At 55.9% G+C, this 21,062-nt stretch carries 18 protein-coding genes; 5 read left to right on the top strand and 13 right to left on the bottom strand.

Annotated features, from left to right (window positions below; translation table 11 throughout):
- Window positions 1–17: 17 nt before the first annotated feature.
- Together surE and bshC are read left to right on the top strand one after the other, a co-directional pair.
- Window positions 18–803: a 5'/3'-nucleotidase SurE gene (surE, locus tag CPAR_RS02070; protein WP_012501657.1), complete on the top strand. Its 786-nt coding sequence runs from the start codon at window positions 18–20 to the stop codon at window positions 801–803.
- 4 nt (window positions 804–807) lie between these two features.
- A complete protein-coding gene (gene bshC / locus CPAR_RS02065) occupies window positions 808–2,499 on the top strand; it encodes a bacillithiol biosynthesis cysteine-adding enzyme BshC (RefSeq protein WP_012501656.1) in 1,692 nt (563 codons plus the stop codon).
- A 205-nt stretch (window positions 2,500–2,704) separates the two neighbouring features.
- On the opposite strand, the gene CPAR_RS02060 is transcribed toward bshC, so the two are convergent.
- From CPAR_RS02060 to CPAR_RS02050, 3 genes are read right to left on the bottom strand one after another with little or no spacing between them, the layout of a single operon-like run.
- The gene (locus CPAR_RS02060) at window positions 2,705–3,502 is read right to left on the bottom strand and encodes a cytochrome c biogenesis protein (protein ID WP_012501655.1); all 798 of its coding nucleotides are present in this window, start codon (window positions 3,500–3,502) and stop codon (window positions 2,705–2,707) included.
- A complete protein-coding gene (locus CPAR_RS02055; protein ID WP_012501654.1) occupies window positions 3,499–4,746 on the bottom strand; it encodes a cytochrome c biogenesis protein ResB in 1,248 nt (415 codons plus the stop codon). Before CPAR_RS02055 ends, CPAR_RS02060 begins: the two co-directional genes overlap by 4 nt.
- Before the next feature lie 4 nt (window positions 4,747–4,750).
- Window positions 4,751–5,083 carry a transcriptional regulator gene (locus tag CPAR_RS02050; RefSeq protein WP_012501653.1) on the bottom strand — a complete coding sequence of 111 codons (333 nt, stop codon included), beginning with the start codon at window positions 5,081–5,083 and terminating at the stop codon, window positions 4,751–4,753.
- 142 nt (window positions 5,084–5,225) lie between these two features.
- On the opposite strand from CPAR_RS02050, the gene CPAR_RS02045 reads away from it, so the two are divergent.
- Window positions 5,226–5,666 (top strand): heme-binding domain-containing protein, encoded by a 441-nt coding sequence (locus CPAR_RS02045; RefSeq protein ID WP_156773346.1) that lies wholly within the window; start codon window positions 5,226–5,228, stop codon window positions 5,664–5,666.
- Window positions 5,667–5,901: 235 nt separating this feature from the next.
- Here CPAR_RS02045 and CPAR_RS02040 read toward each other — a convergent pair whose 3' ends face one another.
- The 6 genes from CPAR_RS02040 to CPAR_RS02015 all read right to left on the bottom strand — a co-directional run bounded on the left by CPAR_RS02040 (window position 5,902) and on the right by CPAR_RS02015 (window position 11,852).
- On the bottom strand, window positions 5,902–6,639 hold the full coding sequence (locus CPAR_RS02040; protein WP_012501651.1) for an LOG family protein: 738 nt from the start codon (window positions 6,637–6,639) through the stop codon (window positions 5,902–5,904).
- Between the two features lie 6 nt (window positions 6,640–6,645).
- Entirely contained in the window at window positions 6,646–7,209 is a 564-nt protein-coding gene (locus CPAR_RS02035; protein WP_012501650.1) for an aminodeoxychorismate/anthranilate synthase component II, read from the bottom strand.
- Between the two features lie 371 nt (window positions 7,210–7,580).
- On the bottom strand, window positions 7,581–9,008 hold the full coding sequence (locus CPAR_RS02030; RefSeq protein ID WP_012501649.1) for a hypothetical protein: 1,428 nt from the start codon (window positions 9,006–9,008) through the stop codon (window positions 7,581–7,583).
- Between the two features lie 191 nt (window positions 9,009–9,199).
- Window positions 9,200–10,438 (bottom strand): GlmU family protein, encoded by a 1,239-nt coding sequence (locus CPAR_RS02025; RefSeq protein WP_012501648.1) that lies wholly within the window; start codon window positions 10,436–10,438, stop codon window positions 9,200–9,202.
- A gap of 15 nt (window positions 10,439–10,453) precedes the next feature.
- Window positions 10,454–11,362, bottom strand: coding sequence for a diacylglycerol/lipid kinase family protein (locus CPAR_RS02020; protein ID WP_012501647.1), 909 nt, complete (start codon window positions 11,360–11,362; stop codon window positions 10,454–10,456).
- Window positions 11,352–11,852 carry a low molecular weight protein-tyrosine-phosphatase gene (locus tag CPAR_RS02015; protein ID WP_012501646.1) on the bottom strand — a complete coding sequence of 167 codons (501 nt, stop codon included), beginning with the start codon at window positions 11,850–11,852 and terminating at the stop codon, window positions 11,352–11,354. The genes CPAR_RS02020 and CPAR_RS02015 overlap by 11 nt, the downstream gene beginning before the upstream one ends.
- Window positions 11,853–12,035: 183 nt before the next feature.
- On the opposite strand from CPAR_RS02015, the gene CPAR_RS02010 reads away from it, so the two are divergent.
- Both CPAR_RS02010 and CPAR_RS02005 read left to right on the top strand, forming a co-directional pair.
- The gene (locus CPAR_RS02010; RefSeq protein WP_012501645.1) at window positions 12,036–13,268 is read left to right on the top strand and encodes a helix-turn-helix transcriptional regulator; all 1,233 of its coding nucleotides are present in this window, start codon (window positions 12,036–12,038) and stop codon (window positions 13,266–13,268) included.
- 299 nt (window positions 13,269–13,567) lie between these two features.
- The gene (locus CPAR_RS02005; protein ID WP_012501644.1) at window positions 13,568–14,797 is read left to right on the top strand and encodes a helix-turn-helix transcriptional regulator; all 1,230 of its coding nucleotides are present in this window, start codon (window positions 13,568–13,570) and stop codon (window positions 14,795–14,797) included.
- A 233-nt stretch (window positions 14,798–15,030) separates the two neighbouring features.
- Here the strand turns inward: CPAR_RS02005 and CPAR_RS02000 are convergent, their stop codons facing one another.
- The 4 genes from CPAR_RS02000 to recG form a co-directional block, all read right to left on the bottom strand.
- Window positions 15,031–15,894, bottom strand: coding sequence for a DUF1848 domain-containing protein (locus CPAR_RS02000; RefSeq protein ID WP_012501643.1), 864 nt, complete (start codon window positions 15,892–15,894; stop codon window positions 15,031–15,033).
- Between the two features lie 74 nt (window positions 15,895–15,968).
- Window positions 15,969–17,342, bottom strand: a complete 1,374-nt coding sequence (locus tag CPAR_RS01995) for an NAD-dependent succinate-semialdehyde dehydrogenase (protein ID WP_012501642.1) — start codon at window positions 17,340–17,342, stop codon at window positions 15,969–15,971.
- Window positions 17,343–17,397: 55 nt separating this feature from the next.
- Window positions 17,398–18,333 (bottom strand): ribosome small subunit-dependent GTPase A, encoded by a 936-nt coding sequence (gene rsgA / locus CPAR_RS01990; RefSeq protein WP_012501641.1) that lies wholly within the window; start codon window positions 18,331–18,333, stop codon window positions 17,398–17,400.
- A 502-nt stretch (window positions 18,334–18,835) separates the two neighbouring features.
- Window positions 18,836–20,968, bottom strand: a complete 2,133-nt coding sequence (gene recG / locus CPAR_RS01985) for an ATP-dependent DNA helicase RecG (protein WP_012501640.1) — start codon at window positions 20,966–20,968, stop codon at window positions 18,836–18,838.
- Window positions 20,969–21,062 lie beyond the last annotated feature (94 nt).

Below are 21,062 nucleotides of genomic sequence, written 5' to 3'. Positions count from 1 at the left end.
GATAGCCACGAAATCTTTTGACAGCACGAAACAAACCGAAAAAACCGCATATCCTGGTCTGCAACGATGACGGCATCGAAGGCCCCGGCCTGCACGCCCTTGCCGCTTCAATGAAAAAGCTCGGCTCCGTGACGATTGTTGCGCCAGCCGATCCGCACAGCGGCATGAGCCACGCCATGACGCTCGGCGAACCGCTACGCATCCGGGAGTACCGGAAAAACAACCGCTTTTACGGGCACACCGTCTCGGGCACGCCAGTGGACTGCATCAAGGTGGCCCTGAGCCACATTCTCGACGAGAAGCCCGACCTGATCGTCTCGGGCATCAATTATGGCAGCAATACGGCCATGAACACCCTCTACTCCGGTACGGTTGCTGCGGCGATCGAAGGGGTGATTCAGGGCGTGCCGTCGCTCGCCTTTTCGCTGACCACCTACGAGAACGCAGACTTCACCTACGCGGCAAAATTCGCCCGGCAACTTGCCCGCGAGACGCTCAAGCGCGGCCTGCCGACCGACACCATCCTGTCGGCTAACATTCCGAACGTCCCTGAAGATGAGATTAAAGGCATCCTCATTACCCGGCAGGGAAAATCGCGGTGGGAAGAGTCGGCCATCGAACGACACGACGTCTATGGCAACCCGTACTACTGGCTCGGCGGCACCCTTTTGCTGCACGACGAAGAGCTGACGCAGGACGAATATGCCGTGCGGCACAACTATGTGGCCGTCACGCCACTGAACTGCGACTGGACCGATCATCGCTTCCGGAGCGAACTCGAAACCTGGGGACTTAACAAGTAAGCACGTGAACACCTTCCTCATCGACTACCAGCGGATTCAGACTCCCAAAAAGGGCTTTTCCCGCCTGTTCTGTGACTACACCTCCGACACGGAAGCCCGGGCGAAGCTCGTTTCTAACTGCTTTCATCTCGATTACCGCAAGGATGCGGACTACTACCGCCACCTCGGGCTCCTGGCTTCGCGCGACTTCAAACGGAATGCCTTGGTCGAGCTGCTGTTGAAACAGAACAGCCGGTTCGGCGGTTCGGAACGGCAGCGGCAGGAGATCGAAAAGCTCCGCTCATCCCGCTGCATGGCCATCGTCACCGGCCAGCAGACCGGCCTGTTCACCGGCCCGATGTACACGATTTACAAGGCGCTGAGCGCCGTGGTGATCGCCCGGAAGCAGAAGGAGCTGTTCCCCGAATACGATTTCGTACCGGTATTCTGGATCGAAAGCGAAGACCACGATTTCGACGAGGCCTCGGCCACCGCACTCTTTGCCGGTGCCGGACTGGAAACCATACAAGCCGAAGGTGGCCACCGCCAGCAGGATCAGATGGCAGGTCCCACGCCGCTCGGCTCCGGCATCACTGAAACAGTGCGGGAGTTCCTCGACCTCCTGCCCGACTCCGATTTCAAGCCGGAGATCGCCGAGCTTCTGCACTCCGCCTACACCCCGGAGAGCACTTTCGAAATCGCGTTTGCAACAACGATGAACCGGCTTTTCAGCAACCATCCGCTGATTCTGCTCTCCACGCAGGACGCCGAGTTCAAGCGACTGGCCGCGCCGATGCTCTGCAAGGAGATCGAAAGCGCGCCTGCCTCGTCGTACGACGTCGTGGCACAAAGCTCAACGCTCGAATCGATGGGCTACCCGGCACAGACCAAGCCGCGCGCAGTCAATCTCTTCTACCTCAACCAGCTCGGCCAGCGGCTGAAAATCGAGCAGCCATCGCCCGAAAACTTCATGATTCTGCCCGACCGCCAACGCTACACGCGCCACCAGTTGCTCGAATTCTGCCAGGATCATCCGGAGCGGTTCAGCCCGAACGTCATCCTGCGCCCGATCGTGCAGGACGCAGTGCTGCCCACCTTCGCCTACATCGGCGGCCCCGGCGAGGTCAGTTATCTGTCGCAGTTCCGCAAGGTGTACGAACGGTTCGGGCTGGTGATGCCCTTCGTGATTCCGCGCGGCAGCTTCACACTGGTGGAGCCGAAAATCACCCGCACGATGGACAAGGTGCTCAAAGTCACCGGCAAGCCGAGCTTTTCGCGGCGACAGGTGTACGAAGCGTTGTTCGGGAATTTGCAGGAACTGCGCAAATCGATGGTTTCAGGTGCGGAGAACCAGAATCTCGACGCCCTGTTCGAGCAGGTCGAATCAGAGGTCACCCGGTCGCTTTCGACGCTTGAACCGGCACTGGTCAAAATGGATCCGACCCTGCAGCAGGCTCTGGCGGGCTCCTCGGGACAGATCGCCAAAATCATCGGCAACATCCGGGAAAAGACCTACCGCGCAGGCCGCAGAAAACACGATGAACTGTTGCAGCAGCTCGACAAGGCCGAGCTGAACCTCTTCCCCGAAGGCGTACCGCAGGAGCGGCTCATTAACATCTTCTACTATCTGAACAAGTACGGCCCGTCGCTCATCGACGATCTCGAACGGGTCTTGCAGGGATATTCAACGGAGTCACACCTGATCGTGGAGCTGTAAAAGCAAAATGGACAAGGTGCTGTTAACAGGCACTCTTGTCCACCCTTGTCCGCATCGTGCACTTATTCCAATTCCAGATCATTCATGTATCAATTAAAATGCCGTTTCCTCGTCATTCCCGCGAAAGCGGGAATCCAGAATCCGGAATACGTACATGGGTTCCCGCTTTCGCGGGAATGACGGACAGAAACACTTTCTCCCGCTCTCACCCCGAGTAGGTGTGCACGCTGTTCTGCGCTGAGGGCAGGTAGTTGACGCCGAACCAGCAGACCAGCAGCACGATGAAGGCCAGGCCAAGATACCACTGGAGCTTCCGCGAATCGGTCTTCATGGAAACCAGATGCAGGTAGCCGAGGTAGGCCAGCCACGAGATGAAAGCCCAGGTCTCTTTCGGATCCCACGTCCAGTAGTGCCCCCACGCCTCCTTGGCCCAGAGCGCGCCAAAAATCAGCCCGAAGGTCAACAGCACGAATCCCAGCAACGCGAGGTAGTGCGACATCGACTCCGACTTGTCGGAACGCTTGTTCCGGAAGTTGAGAATCACATTGTGCCACCCGGAGACCGCCGAGGCCGCCAGCAGCGCGTAAGCGACAAGATAAACCACCACGTGCGGCACAAACCACACGCTCTGCAACGCAGGCATGAGCGCCTTCTGGAAAACGTCGGGGTGCATGTAGTTGATCCCGAGGAACAGTGCGGCCAGAGCCATGCAGTAGTACTTGAGCCAGCGGATGCCGTAGCGGTACTCCACCAGAAATCCGATCACCGGAATAAAGGTGGCGTACCAGAGCCGCGTCTCGCCAAGCGTGCGCAGCGGCGGACGTTCGAGGGCGATCCAGTAGGACGCCAGGAACCAGGTCAGCACAACCGTGCCGGAAATCATGAGCAGCCAGGAGGCGACGCTGAAAGCTTTTGAGCGCTTCGCCGGAAACTGCAAGAAGCTGCCAGTCGTCCAGCAAACTACTGCTGCAAAGGCCATCGTTGGAAAGTCGACCAGGGTCATGCCGCCTCCATCTTTTTAATGCCCTTCCAGAAAAAGAGCACGTTCCCTGCCATGATCATGAAAAAGCCGACATAGACCGCCGGAAGCCACGGGTCACGAATCGCCTCGACCAGGCTGAGAGTTGACCACCGCCCGGCCTTTTCGTCGTAACTGGCCTGATAGAGCTTCCACCCTTTGAAATCGACCGGCTTGTTCACTTCGAGCGTAGCTGACTTGCTCTCACCTTTGTCGGCATTCAGCGTGACAATCGACCTGAACGCCTTCGGCTGGCCTTCGAGCATCACGACAAAGTACTCGCCAATCGAGACGAATTGTGGCCTGACGTTCGGCCCTCCGGAACTGATCCAGCGCTCCGCAACCTTGCCACCGGACTCGATGCGTATTTTGGCGAATGGCACGCCCATGTCGCTGTTGACTGCCACCGGTACCCCGTCCGGGCGGTGCAGCGCCTGAGGCAGGTAGTCGAGCACGGTAACCGAACCGATGCCCGGCCACTCGGCCTTCACCCCTTTGCGAACTTCCGGCAGCAGCTTCGAGCTGGTTTCGACGAGCCGATCCTGCTTCGGATCGTACAACGCGAACTGGTGAACGTACTGGTCGATCTGAAAATCCTTGAGATAGATCGAAAACGGAAGCTCGACCATCCGGTCATGCTTGCGGTCGTAAGCCTTGTTGCTGGAGCGCCCCTCGTAGATCGGCACCACCAGCCGCTGAAGCTGCGTGGCACCCGCAAGGCCACAGGCCAGCGCCAGCCAGAAGCCGCCGTGGAACAGGATGAACTGAAGGTTGGCCGCTTTGAACGGCACGATTTTCCAGACGAGGGAGAGACCGAGGTTGAACAGGAACAGCAGAGTCACCAGCGCAAAAGGCCAGCTTGAAAACATGCCGTTGAGCCGCAACGAAGCCGCAAACGAATCGGGAGGCATGGCGTCCTGCGGAACCACACCGCCCACAAGGGAGAGCAGGGCGAGACCGATAATCAGGCTCAGCCCCATGGGAATGCCACCGAGCCAGGCCATCAATGGACGGCTCCTGAACAGCAGCCCGACGGCGGCAATCAGCACGCCGAAAAGGAGCAGGAAGATGAGGTTGAACGGCCAGCCGGGAAATTCGATGCCTCTGCCCGAAGTAAACAACTCGATAACAAATCCCGCAAGAATGGCCGTGAGGGTAAAAACAGCCGACTCCTTGAACCCGGCCGCTGGTTCAGAACCGGCAGAGCCGGTTATCTCTTTTTCCATCATACACTTAAAGCACTATATCGCCACAATTCGTACCAATTTCCGTATCATCTTTTTTCAAAATCTGACAACACCGGCACACGATACCATACAGGTCGGTGCCCGATGCGCCTTCACGAATCCTGTCCACAGCTTTCTTGATTTCCTGCTTGTAATCGCGTGACTTGACGGTCTGACCGCCGCGCTTTTTGTGCAGATACTGGGAAACTGCCGCCGGCGTCACTCCGAGCACTTTTGCCGCGCTTGACTGGGTCATACCGGTTTTAACCAGCTCTTTGGCCAGATCCGCCCTGATCTGCGGCAGATAGTACCAAACAGCTTTTTCACAAGGAAAAATCATCGATCATGCATTCAGTTGAACAAGGTCGCTCTTCGCTTCTGGCAGAAACTCCACTTGGCAGGCGCCTCGAATTAAAGGGCTCTTTTGCATTAAATTATGATAAATTTATTAACAAAGTTAACATTTCTGTGTTCATATGCCTATGAAACACCCGAAAACACGCCTCAGAAACGGTGCCGCATGGGTTGTTCTTGCCCTCATCCTTTGCCAGTTCGTGCCGCTCGACCGCTTCAATCAAAAGCCTGCGCCGGTCACTGCTATTCCGGACAATGTGCGCGGCGTGCTTGAAGCCCACTGCTTTCAGTGCCATTCCGAACAGACCGACTGGCCCAAAACCGCATACTTCGCTCCACTCTCCTGGTATGTCACAGGCAAAGTCAAAGAGGCCCGCAAGGCGCTGAACTTCTCGAACTACGACGCACTGTCTGACACCGCACGCCAGCAGCTTCGCAATGAGGTTGCCGGATTCATCGGCTCAACCGACCTCAGCAGTCATGGCCGGATTCCGGGATTTCCGAAGATCATGATGACCGAACCTGAACGGAAGACGCTCATCGAGTGGAGCCGAAATAACAATCGTTAACGGACTAAAACAATAAACAATTCATCGCAGAGTTAAAAGCGCGAACAAAGAAAAATGGGCAACCGCAAGGAATTGCCGGAAATGATCATGAAGATCAAACCATCCTTGTAGGGGCAGCCCTTGCGGCTGCCCTTCCCTCGTCTCGACACCAAACATTTGTAAACGGGCAATCGCAAGAGATCACCCCAACAGCAGTGGAAATGCTGCCTGATGCGATATTTCGGAAATGCTGAACTCAGAAGTTGACCGAGTACCCTTCGGGATAGAAGCTGTGAATGATCTCAATCACCTTGTCGGGATCGTCTTCAAGGAAGATGAAATCGAGGTCTTTTTCGCTGATAAACCCTTTCTCCTCAAGCATCCGCGTTTTGAACCAGCGGTACAGGTCGCCCCAATAGTCGCTGCCCATCATAATCACCGGAAATTTCTGGCTCTTGCCGGTCTGGATGAGCGTGATCGCTTCGGAAAATTCGTCGAGCGTGCCAAAGCCACCGGGCAGCACGATGAAAGCCTGGGAGTATTTGAGGAACATGACTTTGCGCACGAAGAAGTACTCGAAGGTCACCAGCTTGTCGTAATCGACGTAGGGGTTGGGGTGCTGCTGGTTCGGCAGCTTGATGTTGAAACCGATTGATGCCCCGCCATGCTGCTGCGCCCCTTTGTTGGCCCCCTCCATTGCGCCCGGCCCACCGCCGGTAATGACGCCGAAACCCGACTCGACGAGCATCCGACCCATTGTTTCGGCAAGCTGATATTCGGCGTCGCCCTCTTTGACCCTGGTCGAACCGAACACCGTAACGGCTGGCCCCGTATTCGACATCATTTCAAAGCCGTTGACGAATTCGGCCATGATCTTGAACACGCGCCAGCCATCGGCCATGAACTCGCTTCCGGCAAGCAGCGGCGCTTGCGGCACGGGGGTTTCAGCAGCCCTGACAGCCCACTCCGGTTTGCGTTTCTTTGGCTCTCCCATGACAAATCAGATGTCCAAGAAATTTTTGATGAGATCGTGGCCGACAGAGGTCATGATCGATTCGGGATGGAACTGCACGCCATGCAACCCGAGTTCGCTGGACTGAAGGCCCATGATGACCTCGTCCTCGGTCCAAGCGGTGATTTCAAGCTCGGCAGGCAGGCTTTCGCGCTCCACAACGAGCGAGTGGTAGCGGGTAGCGATAAAGGGATTGGGAAGGCCGCGGAACACGCCTTTGTTGTTGTGATAGACCTCCGAGGTCTTGCCGTGCATGATCTGTCCAGCGCGAACCACCTTGCCGCCAAGCGCTTCGCCGATGGCCTGATGGCCGAGGCAGACGCCGAAGAGCGGAATCTTGCCTTTCACGGCGTTGATGAGCGGAATGGAAATTCCCGCATCGGCAGGCGTGCCGGGACCAGGCGAAATAACAATCTTCTCCGGCTTGAGCGCCAGCGCCTGTTCGACGGTGAGTTCATCGTTCCGGTACACCACCACCTCAGCACCAAGTTCGCCGATGTACTGAACAAGGTTGTACGTAAACGAGTCGTAATTATCTATAACAAGAATCATGAGAGCACGTAAAACACTATTGAATAAAGACTTAAAAAATTCTTACGGATGACGCCCGCCTCGGAGCCTCATGAGAGCCGCTGGCGGACTTCAAGGCGCAATATAGTTCCGTTTGGGCTCGAAACTCAAATGTGTTGTTTGGGTTGTGGCTCAGGAAATGAAGCAGGAGTAAGTAGGCTGGCTAGAAAAAAAGGAGTAATTGCGGAAAAAGGATGAATTTTAGAATGGAACTGTACTAACTGATGTCGAAGGATTAGCGTAGCCAGTATAAACTGTAACCTGTGAGGTCGCCGATTTTTAATGCGAGCTGTATACTTTGATATAAGGTACGACTATCCCGTCCATCAAGTATGACATACTATTATGTGTTGTTAATTTATAGCGATCTCTCGAACTCTGTCTGATAAAAATGTTTCTATAAACTCCGAATTCAGATCAGTATAGTTTTGGAGTATATCTATAAAGTCTTGATCTACCAATGGAATTATCAATCCTCTTCCATCTCTATAAGTATCGCGACAACGTTCAATAAACAATTGAAAATTATCAATTTGTCGACAAACAATAAACCCAACTTGTCCTCGATTAATTGAAAACCTACCACCAATTTGATCTAACTCTGGATTAGCTATCTCGCGGCTATAATTTTTACATTCAACAAAAACATAAGGGCAAGGAATCCTCATATTCTCAGACAACCTCCTAAAAATACCTTGCTTTGCAGAATTATCAAATGAAATATCAATTCTTTTTCTCCCCTCATGAATTTCTCGTTCTTTTATTGGATTAATCAAATGAGGATAAAACATAATCTCTAAAATACCAATAATAATGTTATGATAATCACTTGCCGTCTCAGAGCCAGCAGGCATTTGTCTTAATCTTTCGATTAAGCCTCTTGTTACATCGCCAATACTTATATCAGATATTTCGATATTTTTTACAGAATCAACATCGGTCTCTTCTTTGAACTGCTCTAAAACCTCAGGATGCTCCTGAGTAAATCTTCTCAAAAAATCTTTAGATTGAGGGTTAGTCTCTTTAAGACTTTTCTTAGTAACATACCTATCACCATTACTTCTTCGCTGAACCAATACCGAATTTAACCGTAAATTCTCATTTTGAAGAAAATTAAGAACAAACTGATTATAGTATTTATCTGGAGTATAATCTTTACTAAAAGAGACTATTCCTTTTGGAACCAACAACAGCTTCTTATCGCCATAAACTAACATCTGCGAATGACTTGAAACCCATTCACCCTCATATCTATCCCAGTAAAACCCAGAATTTATACCATCCAACAAAGGAATATTATTCAATCTACATTGATTTTGGGTATACTCAATAAGATGCTTAGTTATTATATTTGTTGTCATATCTGACAACTTATCTTTTCCAAAATTATCAACAAACAAAATATTGTCCTCAATATCTCTAATAAGCCCTGTTTGAATTGCTCGGCTACGAAGCAAGCTTTCATAAATCTTATCCGTATCTTGATTCCCCACACCTCTACCTCTTGGATCACCAACCGACATACCTAAACATGTAACATTCGGCTCATGAAGATGGTCGAATAAAGCTTTTGCGCCATCCTCATCATTGACTCTAATTAAGTCAATAACTTGTTGAAAGAAGCTTCTAAGTGTTAAGGTCGCCTCGTGAGACCAATTATCTTTTTTTATACTTAGAAAAAATGGGTCAAGAAACAGAGGCAAATCTTCGCTTGGATCTATATCAACAAAATCCAATTCTGCTTGCGATTTCCCTAAGTTGTATATTTGACTTAGCTTCATAGTATTGAATTTTATTAACAAATATTTAAGACTAACGAAATATATTCGTAAAACGAACAGCAAACAAGCCAACTTCGCTTTATTACCCTGTCAATTGTCTTTTTGCTGCAAAGCGCTCCGGCACACACGGGCGCATGGCGTGCGCCCTTACAAATCCAGGCCTCTAAACTCTCACCTGCGAGCATGAAAACCTACCGCCCACTCTGCTGCGCTGCGGTACAAAACATCGCCTCGTAGGCGGCGCTCATCTCAACCTTGCGGCGAGCCATGACTTTTCTTGCAGTCTCGACGGCTTTGCCGATTTCATAGGCTTCGGAGTCGGATTTGCCGTCGCCCCAGCAGAATGAGGATATGTGCTTGGCGGGCATTCCGTCGCCGAAGACGTTCGACGAGGTGCCAACGACCGTGCCGGTGTTGAAGCGGGTGCCGATGGAGCATTTGGCATGTTCGGCCATCAGCAGGCCGAGAAATTGCTGACCAGTTTTGACCGGGCCGCGTCCGGTATCGATGGAGACTGCGCTGTAGTTGTTCTTGAGGTCGGAGGTGTCGGTGCCCGCGCCGAGGTTGCACCAGCTTGAGATGTAGGAGTGGCCGAGGAAGCCGTCGTGCTGCTTGTTGGAGAAGGGCTCCATGATCGAATCCTCGATCTCGCCGCCCGCCTTCGCCCCGCTGCCGATGCAGACGTTGCTGTAAATCCGCGCGCCACTCTTGACCCGCGCGCCCGGCGCGATATACACGTTCTGCATCAAGAGCGCCATCGGCTCCACCAACGCACCCGCGCCGATGTAAATGAACCCGTCGCTGGCGTCGAGCACCGCGCCAGCCTTGACCTCCGCCCCCTTTTCGACAGTGATCGCAGACGGATTGACCAGAATCGCCGAAGGGTGCACCTCGCCTTCGATGCGCCCGAGATCGAGCGACTCGCCATCAAGCTGCATCATCTCCGGGTGCATCGCCACGGGCTCCCAGAGGTTTTCGATCAACCGGAACCCGGAAACTTCGACGCAGGAGAACGCACCGGCCAGCACCATGCCATTGATGGTATCCGGAAACACCGTTCCCGCAAAAGGAAGCGGCTCCGCCGTGGTGCGGCAGAACAGGAGGTTGCCGTTCTGGATAACGGCCTCGCCCGGCTCGATCCGACCCGAGTTGATGAACTGCATCACCGCCGCATCGCAGATGAGCCGCCCGTTGACAAGCAGCACGTCATCCTCAGTCACGCGATTGACCACCGCGCCGGGATTGGCCTCGCTGAACCACGCAGCGCAACGGCGGCGAAGATGCCAGCTCAGGTTGTGCGATGCGGAAAGGTTCGCGACAAAGCGCTGGCGGAGAGAATGGCAACCGGTGACCAGATCATAAACCGGTTTCAGGTCAACAAGCGGTGAAAACCGCAACACGGCCTGATCTTCAAAGACGATGATTTGCATGAGGGGGGCAACTGGTTATGAGTCATAAAGCAATTCAACCGCGCGCGGTACGGCGTGGATACCGATCCTGCCACCGACCCGACCCATCACCTCGCCATCGATGTGCATGTGCTCCTCATCCGGCATAAAAATCTCGATGGAGGACGCCTTGCGGTAGATGACTTCGGCATCGTGAATCTGGGTGCCTTTGAGGTACTTCAGCACATAGCCTGGCACGCGCCATTTGGGAACGGCTTTCAGAATGCACACGTCGAGCAGTCCGTCATAAAGATCGGCCTCCGGCGAAATCCGGAACTTGCCGCCCTCGACCTTGCCGTTGGAAACCGAAAAGGCGAATACCGGCTCGTCGAGCGTGATCATGCCGTCAGCGGTATCAATCGTAATATGCATTTTTACAGGGCGATAACCCAAGAGCACACTCACCAGCGCCCAGGCGTATGAGAGCTCTCCGCGCAGCCATTTGGCCGATTTGACCGCGCTGGCGATCCGGCCCGTAAAGCCGATGCCAATGGAGTTGACGAACAGGCGCTGGCTCTCTTCGCTGAACGCCACCCGCCCGAGATCGACCTTCCGGCTGGAAGCTGCGGAAAAGGCGCGAATGCGCTCTTCGGCACTTTTTTTCGACGGCTGGAAACTCTTCAGAAAATCGTTGGCCGAACCAACAGGAAGGATGCCGATGCTGACCGGCTGACTAACCACGGCGTTCACCACCTCGTTCAGCGTGCCGTCGCCGCCACACGCGATCAGCGTCGCGCCGTCACTCGCAGCAGTGCGGGCGAGCTCCGTGGCGTGACCCGCAAAGCGCGTCTCTGCAAGCGTACAGTGATCGAACTGCGCAAGCGAACGCCTGACCATTTCCGCCTTCGCAGCCGCGCGTCCCTTGTCGGCGGCGGGATTAAAAATAAAGGTGACGTTACCGCTCATGGCCTCCATCATCCGGAAAACCGTATTCGACAAGCATGGCTTCAAGAATGCCTGTGGCGCTCTCCATGAGACGCCGAAGCGTCCGGTCGAACCCCGCCTCGTCGCCATAGTAGGGGTCTTCGATCTCCTCGCCCGCATCCGAACCGGCGAACTCGGTCATCATGTGCACCGAAACCGGACGGCCTTCCAGCGCATCGTACAGGTCGCGATGGTTCTCGAAATCCATCGCAAAAATCCGGTCGAAGCGCGCCAGATCGAGATCGTGAATACAGCGCGCCCGGATCGATGAAATATCGATCCCGTGCCGACCGGCAGCGCGAATGGCCCGCTCGTCGGGACACGAGCCGGACTGGTAACAAACCGTGCCCGCCGACTCGACCTCGAAAAACGAACCCGCGCCCATCGATTCGGCCAGATGCCCGAAAACGCCCTCTGCCATCGGTGAGCGGCAGATGTTCTCGTAACAGACAAAAAGAAACCTTAACGGCATAGCTTTTCACAATGATAAACGCGCCTTTCCCTCTGCATCAATGGCGCAACTCGCTGAGGTAAAACAAAAAGAATCATAGCGAATACTTTCTTTTATAGTAACAATATCGGATATTTACAGTAGAGCAGAATATATAAGACGCAAGAATCTCCCCTCTCCGGAATATCTACAAAGGCTACGACTATGACACATTGCCCTGTCTCAGGACTGCCGATAACCGAAAAAGAGCACTGGAGTTTCGAACATCGGCAGGGAAATTATATCAGAAAATATAGCCTGATCGGAACCGATATTCTTCACGTCCAGGAAATCGCCGATCACTCGATCACTCCTGAGCAGCTCTATGCGGAAGACTTCAACTCTCTGATCACCGAGGAGAACCTCACCGGCAATCCGCTCTACCTGCTGATGGATTGCTCACCCATCGCCAGCATCAGCCGCTCCTACAAAAAAGAGTTCGCCAATCTGCTGCTCGATCAGGACTCGCCGTTCAGACTGATCGTCCTTTACAATACCACCCCTTCCGCCCGGCTTCATTTCGAGATGCTTCAGGCTCTTGAGGCTGCTGCCCGGCCGGTCATTCTTGCCAAAACCTATAACGACGCCGTAACCTCGATTCTGGAGTTCAAATCGGGAGCCGTTACCGGCTCAAGCTCTGAGCCCAAACCGGAAAGCCTTGAAGAGCCCGCGCTCAAAAGAGAGTTCCTTGCTGAAACAGCCGAAATGCTGCTGCACAAACAGTTCGATCGGCCGCTGTTTCTCCCGCCCGAAGGGCATCCGGCTCACCCCTATTTCCTGATGCTCGAACTCATACGGCAAGACCTGAAAGCGCTGACAAAGGAGCACCAGCAAACTGTCGAACGCATCGAACAGGAGTTCCGAACGCTGCTGGCCAGCAAGAATTCGCTGCTCGATTCCCAGGTAAAGCTGAATAAAAAGAATGAACAGCGCTTCAAGGAGCAAGAGGCCGCCTGGCTGTCGAGAATTGCCGCGCAGGAGCTTGAAACCACAAGAATTTCCACGGCAAACGCCGAAAAAAACGTTGCCTTGCGTTCCCTTTGCGACCTACTTGAAAACCTTGAGGTCGACCCGTCGGTCAGAGAGCAGCTTTCAGGCTACTGCATCCCCCTGTTTGAAAACAGCAGCAAGGCCAACCTGCTCAACACGGAATTGACGGAAACCGACTCCGCATTCATCTCCAAACTCCAGAAAAGGCACCCCGACCTCAATCAGCGCGAACTCCGAATCAGCCTGCTTATCAAGCTGGACTATCACTCGCGCGACATTGCCAGAACTCTCGGCCTGTCAACCAGAGGCATCGAAAGCATCCGCTACCGGCTGCATAAGAAAGTAGGACTCGACAAGCATCGATCGCTCAAAACCTACTTCACCGATTTAGCCACCGGACAGATCTGAAATCGTCAGGAACCGGAACCGATCGTTACGTCATACCGCACATCGCTTGCCGTTGCAAAATACGCTTGGCAAGCATACATCTCTCAATTTCTCGCCAAAAAGCATTCACGAAAATGCAGCAATTTTGGCTATTCACTGAGCATCTCCAGATATTTTTTGCGTACTAATGAAAATTCATACGTAGAAATTGGGAAGAATACGCTGCAAAATGGTATTATACAGATAACACCTGTATCAAAACAGTAGCCTATTACTTCATGAACAGGTGCCACGTATAACGCAAAAAGAACGAAGCACCTATGAAAACTTGCCCTGTTTCCCATCTGCCGGTTACCTCCAAGCCCAACTGGAAGGTGACCCCGGCCGGCACCGATTATGTCAAGCATCTTGACCTCATCGGTGACAACATCATCCATGCCTACATCGAGTCGGACCAGCCCAAGCCACTGACCGAGATGAGTAACGAGCTGGTCCAGACCGTTTTCGAGGAGAGTGGACTTTCAGCTAAAACGTCCCTCTATCTCCTCTACGACATGCACAACATCAGCAACATCTCCTATCAGTACAAGGAAGGAATTAACGATGTCATCTATCACCTGGGACTGAATTTCGGCGTGGTCGTTTTCTACAACGTCGATCCTTCGTGCCAGATTATCCTTGAGACTTTCGCGGCCCTGTCCCCGAACACCATGACCGTCCTGATCAAGGATGACTATAAAGATGCCATGACCACCATCATGGAGTACCGGTCGGGCAAAACTCCGGAAAATCAGGAAGATCAGGAGCTCGACGAAGAGACGTTCATGAAAAATGAATTTCTCTCGACGGTCGCGAGAATTTCATGGCTCAACATGTTCAACCAGAAGGTCTATCTTCCTCCAAACGACAGCCCTTTTTATCCCTATTTCAAGGCGATCGATCACATGCAGGAGGATTTGAAAGCCCGGGACTCGGAGCATGAACAGGAGATGGTGCTGCTCAAGTCGAACAGCGAACAAAAGCTGACCCAGAAAATCATTCAGCTCAACGCACAGGTGGAGCTGGGCAAAAAGGATATCGAGCGGTTCGAAAAGGAAAAAGCCGCGCTGAAATCCAGAATCGCCGCACAGGACATGGAGCTGACCCGGATTTCGACCGCCATCGGCGAAAAAGCTTCCGCCCTGCACACCATTTGCGACCAGATCAAGGGACTCGACATCGACGCGCAGGTCAAGCAGGGAATCCTCGACCAGTGCCATCAGATGATCGAGACGGAGCTGACCGAAAAGAGGCTGAAAATGGAACTGACGGTCGGCGACTCCGAATTCCTCTCCAAGCTCCAGAAGAGGCACCCGAACCTCAACCAGCGCGAGCTGCGGGTGAGCCTGATGGTCAAACTCAACTACGACACGCGAGAGATCGCCCGTTCGATCGGCATCTCGACCAGAGGCATGGAGAGCATCCGTTACCGGATGCACCGCAAGCTCGGCCTCGACAAGCACAAGTCGATCAAGACCTATCTTGCCGAACTGGCTTCGGAAACCATCTAACGCTTTCGTCCTCCTGGCTTTTCAACCTCGGGCGGCTCCGTGTCGCCCCGGTTGGAGGGCGTCTTCACCGTATTTTATTCCCCTGACCGGCCAACCGATAACAAACCGCTACCTCCATAGGGGCGCATGGCGTCCCGACGAGTCGGGATGTACCATCGCTTCCGATGCTTCCGCAAAAGGGCAACCGCAGAATTGCCGCTACACGACCACGTCAAACCTCAACACCCCCGTCGTCACCGCATAGCGTAGCAGTAGAGGCAGCCGTGCGCACACGTTCCGTACGCGCCGATGTCTTTGCTGACGATGCAGCCGCAGGCCTTGCGCTGCCCCCGATGCTTCAGCGCGGAACTGACCGGTCCATCCCCCGGAAAGAGGGTGCCGCCACCAAGAAAATGCATCAGTTCAGCGTCGTCGCTGAAACAGCTCGCCAGCAGACGACCGTCAATACACCGGCTGTTTGCAATCCCCGCCAGTTCGCTATCCTCTGCGCAGGCGGAGAGTTCGAGTCCCCAATTCTTGTTAAGCTCAACCAGCCGGGCGGCAAACGCATCCATCTCTTCAAGCGTGAACTCACGAGCACCGCAACCAGAACGCCCAAGACGGCGATGCACCGACCGATAACATTCGATGTCGGCGAAGCTGATGACCAGCCGACGGGTGAAGCCGCGTAGCATTTCGAACAACCGGGCGATGCGGCCGAGCAAAATCTCAGGCGTCACGCTCGCCGTCAAAATAAGCGGATCGAAGCGCCAGACGACGCGTTCCGAGCCGATGCGCCTGGCGAGCTTCCGGAAGGTTTCGACTCGCTCGCTCAGCGGCGGAACACCCGGTTCGAAACCATCGGCTTCATAGTCGTTCAGGGTGAACTGGAAGTAGTAGTTGATGCCCAGCGCCTCGATTTCGGAGAGATGCGGCAGGAGCGGAGCGGGGTTTTTGCTCCAGAAAACTACGGCTCTCGTTTTACGGAACGAGACGTACTGCCGCTGCCGCGCGTTGAAGGGATTCTGCCACTGCACGTAACCCGCACGAAGCCGTTCCATGAACCAGTCGGCGTGGAAGGCCGGGATGTCGGTGGCACGGCTGGCCGAGACGATCACGGGCGCAATCGCCTCGACCTCTTCGCCAGTCTCGATGCGAATCAGCTGCTTTTCCCACCCACGGAACGCGCGGCTCAGGGCAGGTAGAGCGTCTTGATGTTGACGAACTCGCGGATGCCGTGGTGCGACAGCTCGCGCCCGTAGCCCGACTGTTTGACGCCGCCAAACGGCAGACGCGGGTCGGACTTGACCATCGAGTTGATGAAACAGCTTCCCGCTTCGAGCTGCCGGGCGATGGCGAGCGCTCGGTCAGCATCCTGCGAAAAGACCGCCGAGCCGAGTCCGAACTCGCTGTCGTTGGCAACGGCGACCGCCTCTTCGTCATCGGCTACCTCGATGATCGTGGCCACCGGGCCGAAGATCTCCTCCGAGTAGGCGGGCATCCCCGCTTTGACGCCGGAGAGCACAGTCGGCGGATAGTAGCAGCCCGGCGCATTCGGCACGTGGCCACCGCACAGCAGCTCGGCTCCGGCCTCAACGCTCCGCTGCACCTGTGAGTGGACGAGGTCGCGCAAATCCTCGCGGGCGATGGGGCCGACCTCCGTGCTCTTGGCGAACGGATCACCCATCACCGCCGTCTGCATTCGTTGCACAATCTTTTTGGTGAACTCGCCGATGATCTCCTTGCGCACGATGAAGCGCTTGGCGGCAATACAGCTCTGGCCCGCGTTGAGGAGGCGTCCGGCGACGCACGCATCGACCGCCTGCGCGAGATCGGCATCTTCGAGCACGATGTAGGGATCGCTGCCGCCCAGCTCCAGCACGCTGCGCTTCAGCGCCTTGCCCGCCTTGGTCGCCACGGCCTGGCCCGCGCCGGTACTCCCGGTCACCGAAACCGCCTTGATGACCGGATGGTCGATCATGAAACCGGTCAGCCGGTCAACCTCGTCGAGATCGATATGCACCGCGCGGTAGAGGTGCTCCGGAAAGCCCGCATCGCGGAACAGCTTTTCGATGGCGATGGCGCAACCGGTCACGTTTGGCGCGTGCTTCACCACGATGCCATTGCCCGCCATGAGAATCGGCGCGGCGAAGCGCAGCACCTGCCAGTACGGGAAATTCCACGGCATCACGCCGAGAATGACACCAAGCGGCTCAAAAGCGACGATGCCTTTCGCGCCGTCGATCTCACTCTGTTCCGGCTGGAGAAACTCCTCGGCATGATCGGCGAAATAGTCGCACACCCAAGCGCACTTGTTCACCTCGGCCACCGCCTGCGAGAACGGCTTGCCCATTTCAAGCGTGATGATCCGCCCGTGCTCCTCTGCCTCTTCGCGAAGCAATTCCGCAAGCCGTTTCATGCAAGCGCGGCGCTCATCGAAGCTGCTGTTGCGCCACTGACGCGCGTCGTTATCGGTCTGGCGAAGTACGGTATCGATCTGCCCGGCAATCATCACCGGATATTCGGCGAGCCTCTCGCCGGTTGCTGGATTAATGGTAACGATCATAGCTAAGCGTTCTTTATGGGTTCCGAATAGATATGCAATAAAAGGAGACGGCAACTCACTCATCGAGCGAGTCGAGCAGCGCCAGGTAGCTCTCGTAGCGTTCGGCATCGATGCGGCCCGATTCGACTGCCGCGATCACGGCACACCCCGGCTCGACCGTGTGGCTGCATGACGAGAAAGCGCACTCCGGCATGAAGCGCAGGAACTCGGTATAGTAAAACCGCAGGTTCTCGCGGGTGATGCCGGCAAGGTTGAACTCGCGGATGCCCGGCGTGTCGATCACATAACCGCCTCCCGGAAGCTGGAACATCGCCGAGCTGGTGGTGGTGTGCACACCCTTGCCGGTCTTGCCGCTCGTTTCGGCGGTTCGCAGCTCCTCTCGCCCGACGAGCAGGTTGATGAGCGTCGATTTGCCCACGCCGGAGTGGCCGCTGAAAGCCGACAAACGGTCGCGCAACAGCTCGCGAAGCTCCTCGATGCCCCGGCCATCCTCCGCGCTGACAAGGCAGATATTGCAGTCGAGATTTCGATAGACTTCGAGATCCTCCTCGACCATCCCCTCCTCGTCGAGATCGATCTTGTTGACCACGATCAGCAGCGGCAGGTGCTCCGATTCGGCAAACACGAGGTAGCGATCAACCAGGCGGCTGTTGAACGGCGGATCATCGAACGAAGTGATCAGGACGATCTGGTCGATATTGGCCGCGATGACCTGCTCCTTCTCCTTGCTTCGGTTGCGCCGCACCTCCCGCCGCCGCTCCAGCACGCTACGCCGCTCTTCGACGCGGACGATCACGCCTTCCGCCATTTCGGTCTCGGATGCTTTCGGCCTGAACTCGACCCGATCGCCGACCGCCACGAGGTTCGACCCCTCGTTTTCGCTGACGGTGCTGGGCACGGTTCTGCACCTGACCTTCGGGCCATCGCCGGTTTCAACGATATACGTAGCACCGGTGACCCGCGTCACCACGCCGGAAAGGGTTTCATTCATGCAACAAAGCGGTACGAATTATCCCCGACTACGCAGAACTGTCGAACTTCGGCAGGATGCGACGAGGCAGGAGCGCAAAGCTTGAAATATAAACAATTCACCGCCGATTCCGGAAGCATTGTAGCCAGCGTGTACCGACATGATTCCGATGCAAAACGCAACAGGGCGACCCCAAGGGATCGCCCCTACGTCAATGAAAATGCTGTTGACAATTGAAAATTGAACAATCCTTGTAGGGGCAGGCCTCGCGCCTGCCCAGGTGCACCACCACATGTTCGATGTTTCCGTAAATGGGCAACCGCGAGGGTTGCCCCTACATCAATTGAATTTCGGTTGACAATTCAATAATCCCCGTAGGGGCAGGCCTTGCGCCTGCCCTGGTGCGCCACCGCGTTTCTGATGAAAACGTAACAGGGCGACCGCAAGGGATCGCCCCTACTAAAACGCAATTACCGCCGACGAAGTCGCCGATTTCAATGACCGAGAAGAATCCCTCTCCACCTCACCCCACGTCGGCGAGCGAGATGCGCTTCCGGAAGTGGGTGTGGTAGTAGTCGCGGAGCCGAGCGTGTTCGGGATGCGAAAGCGTTTCATCCTTTTCGACCAACTCGAACGCCGCCGCACGCGCGGAGCGCATGATCTCGCCGTCGGTCATCAGGTCGGCGATTCTGAGACTGCTCGCCGTGCCCGACTGCTCGCGGCCGAGCATGTTGCCTGCGCCGCGAAGCTGGAGGTCGATCTCTGAGAGCCGGAATCCGTCGTTGGTCGCAGCCATCGCCTGCAACCGCTCCTTGGCGTCGCCAGCCATTTTGGCATAGACGAGGTAGCACGAGGAGCGATGCGTGCCGCGCCCCACGCGCCCGCGAAGCTGATGGAGCTGCGAAATGCCGAACCGCTCAGCGTGCTCGATCACCATCACCGTGGCGTTGGGCACATCGACGCCGACCTCGATCACGGTCGTGCCGACAAGGATGTCGAGTTCGCCGCTGCGGAATGCCGCCATCACCGCCTCCTTCTCCTCAGCCGGGAGCTTGCCGTGGATCAGCCCCAAACGCAACTCCGGAAACACTTCGCCCCGGAGCTGCTCGTAGCTCTCGGTAGCCGCCTTCAGATCCATCTTCTCCGACTCTTCGACCAGCGGATAGACGATGTACGCCTGCCGCCCCTCGGCAATTTGCTTCCGCAAGAGACGATAAAGCTCCGGTTTTTGATCTTCGCGGCAGAGTCGCGTCTGGATCGGCTGGCGTCCGGCGGGCATTTCAGCGATGATCGACACGTCGAGGTCGCCGTAGATGCCCATCGTCAGCGTGCGCGGAATCGGTGTGGCGGTCATGAGCAGCACGTGCGGATTCTCGGCCTTGTCCTGCAACGCCTTGCGCTGCATCACGCCGAAGCGGTGCTGCTCGTCGATGATCGCCAGCCCGAGCCGCCGGAACCGCACCCCGGCCTCGATGATGGCGTGCGTGCCGACCGCGATGTCGATTTCGCCGCTTTCGAGCCGGGCAAGCTGCTCCTCGCGCAGCTTTTTCTTCTGGCGACCGGTCAGCAGCGCAACCGTCACGCCGAGCGGTTCGAGCACCTGCTTCAGGCCGATGTAGTGCTGGAAGGCGAGGATTTCGGTCGGCGCCATAAAGGCCGCCTGCAAACCGTTGTCCACGGCGAGCGTCATCGCGAACTGCGCCACGAGCGTCTTGCCCGAACCGACGTCGCCCTGCACCAGGCGGTTCATCTGGTGGCCGCTGCGCAGGTCGTGGTAAATCTCCTTGACGGCGCGTTTCTGGTCGCCGGTCATCTCGAACGGCAACCGTTCGTGCAGCCCGGCAGTCTTGTCGCCCGAGCGCTCGAATCGCGCCGAGGTGAGGCTCCGGCGCTCCTCGGTGCGGCGCAGGGCGAAAAAGAGCTGTGCGAAAAAAAGCTCGCTCCACTTCATGCGGTAGCGCGCCCGTTCGAGCAGCTCGGCGGAATCGGGAAAATGGAGTTGCCGGTACGCCTCGCCGATGGGCATCAGCCCGTACGCCTCCATGATTTCAGGAGTGAGATATTCTGTGATGCGCGGCGGCTGGTCGCGGAACGCCCGATGTACGATCGCACGGAGCGTCCCCGAATTGACGCCGCCTTGCTTCATGGCGTCGCTTGTCGGGTAGAGCGGAATGATGCCGCCGGTTTTGTACAGCTCGCCGTCCGCCGACCCCTCCGCGCGGCCATCTTCTCCGCTGCCGCCGAGCCGGTCGTAGTCGGGGTGCTGCATCCCCGGCGTGCGCCCGAAAAAACTCACGCGGCCATGCACGGCAAGCATGTCGCCGCTGTGGATGCTTTTTGAAAAGTAGTGCACCGACCGGAACCAGGTCAGCTCCAGCACGCCCGAACCGTCACTAACGGTCGCCTTGAAGCGCCCCCGTCCGCGCCCCCCGCCTTCGAGCCGCGTGCCGGTCACCGTGCCCACCACCGTCACCGACTCGCCGTCGCGAAGCTGGGCAATACGCCGGATGACGGTGCGGTCGAGGTAGCGGCGCGGAAAATAGTCGTACAGGTCGGCAACCGACCGGATACCCGCCTCCGCCAGAACTGCCGCGCGCTTCGGCCCGACCCCCTTGATGCTCTGCAACGATGAAATTGGGACTGACGATGAGGGCATGAGGAATTACCGTATCGGCTTGGTTATTAGCGGAAAAATCCCTTTATTTCGGGTCAATTGTTTATTGTCACCAAGGCAACGAAATCCTAAAGGA

It is taken from the genome of Chlorobaculum parvum NCIB 8327, assembly GCF_000020505.1.
In the GTDB taxonomy this organism is placed as follows: domain Bacteria; phylum Bacteroidota; class Chlorobiia; order Chlorobiales; family Chlorobiaceae; genus Chlorobaculum; species Chlorobaculum parvum_A.
The sequence above is the reverse complement of the archived record's forward strand: the minus strand, read 5'-3'. Positions and strand labels throughout refer to the sequence as shown.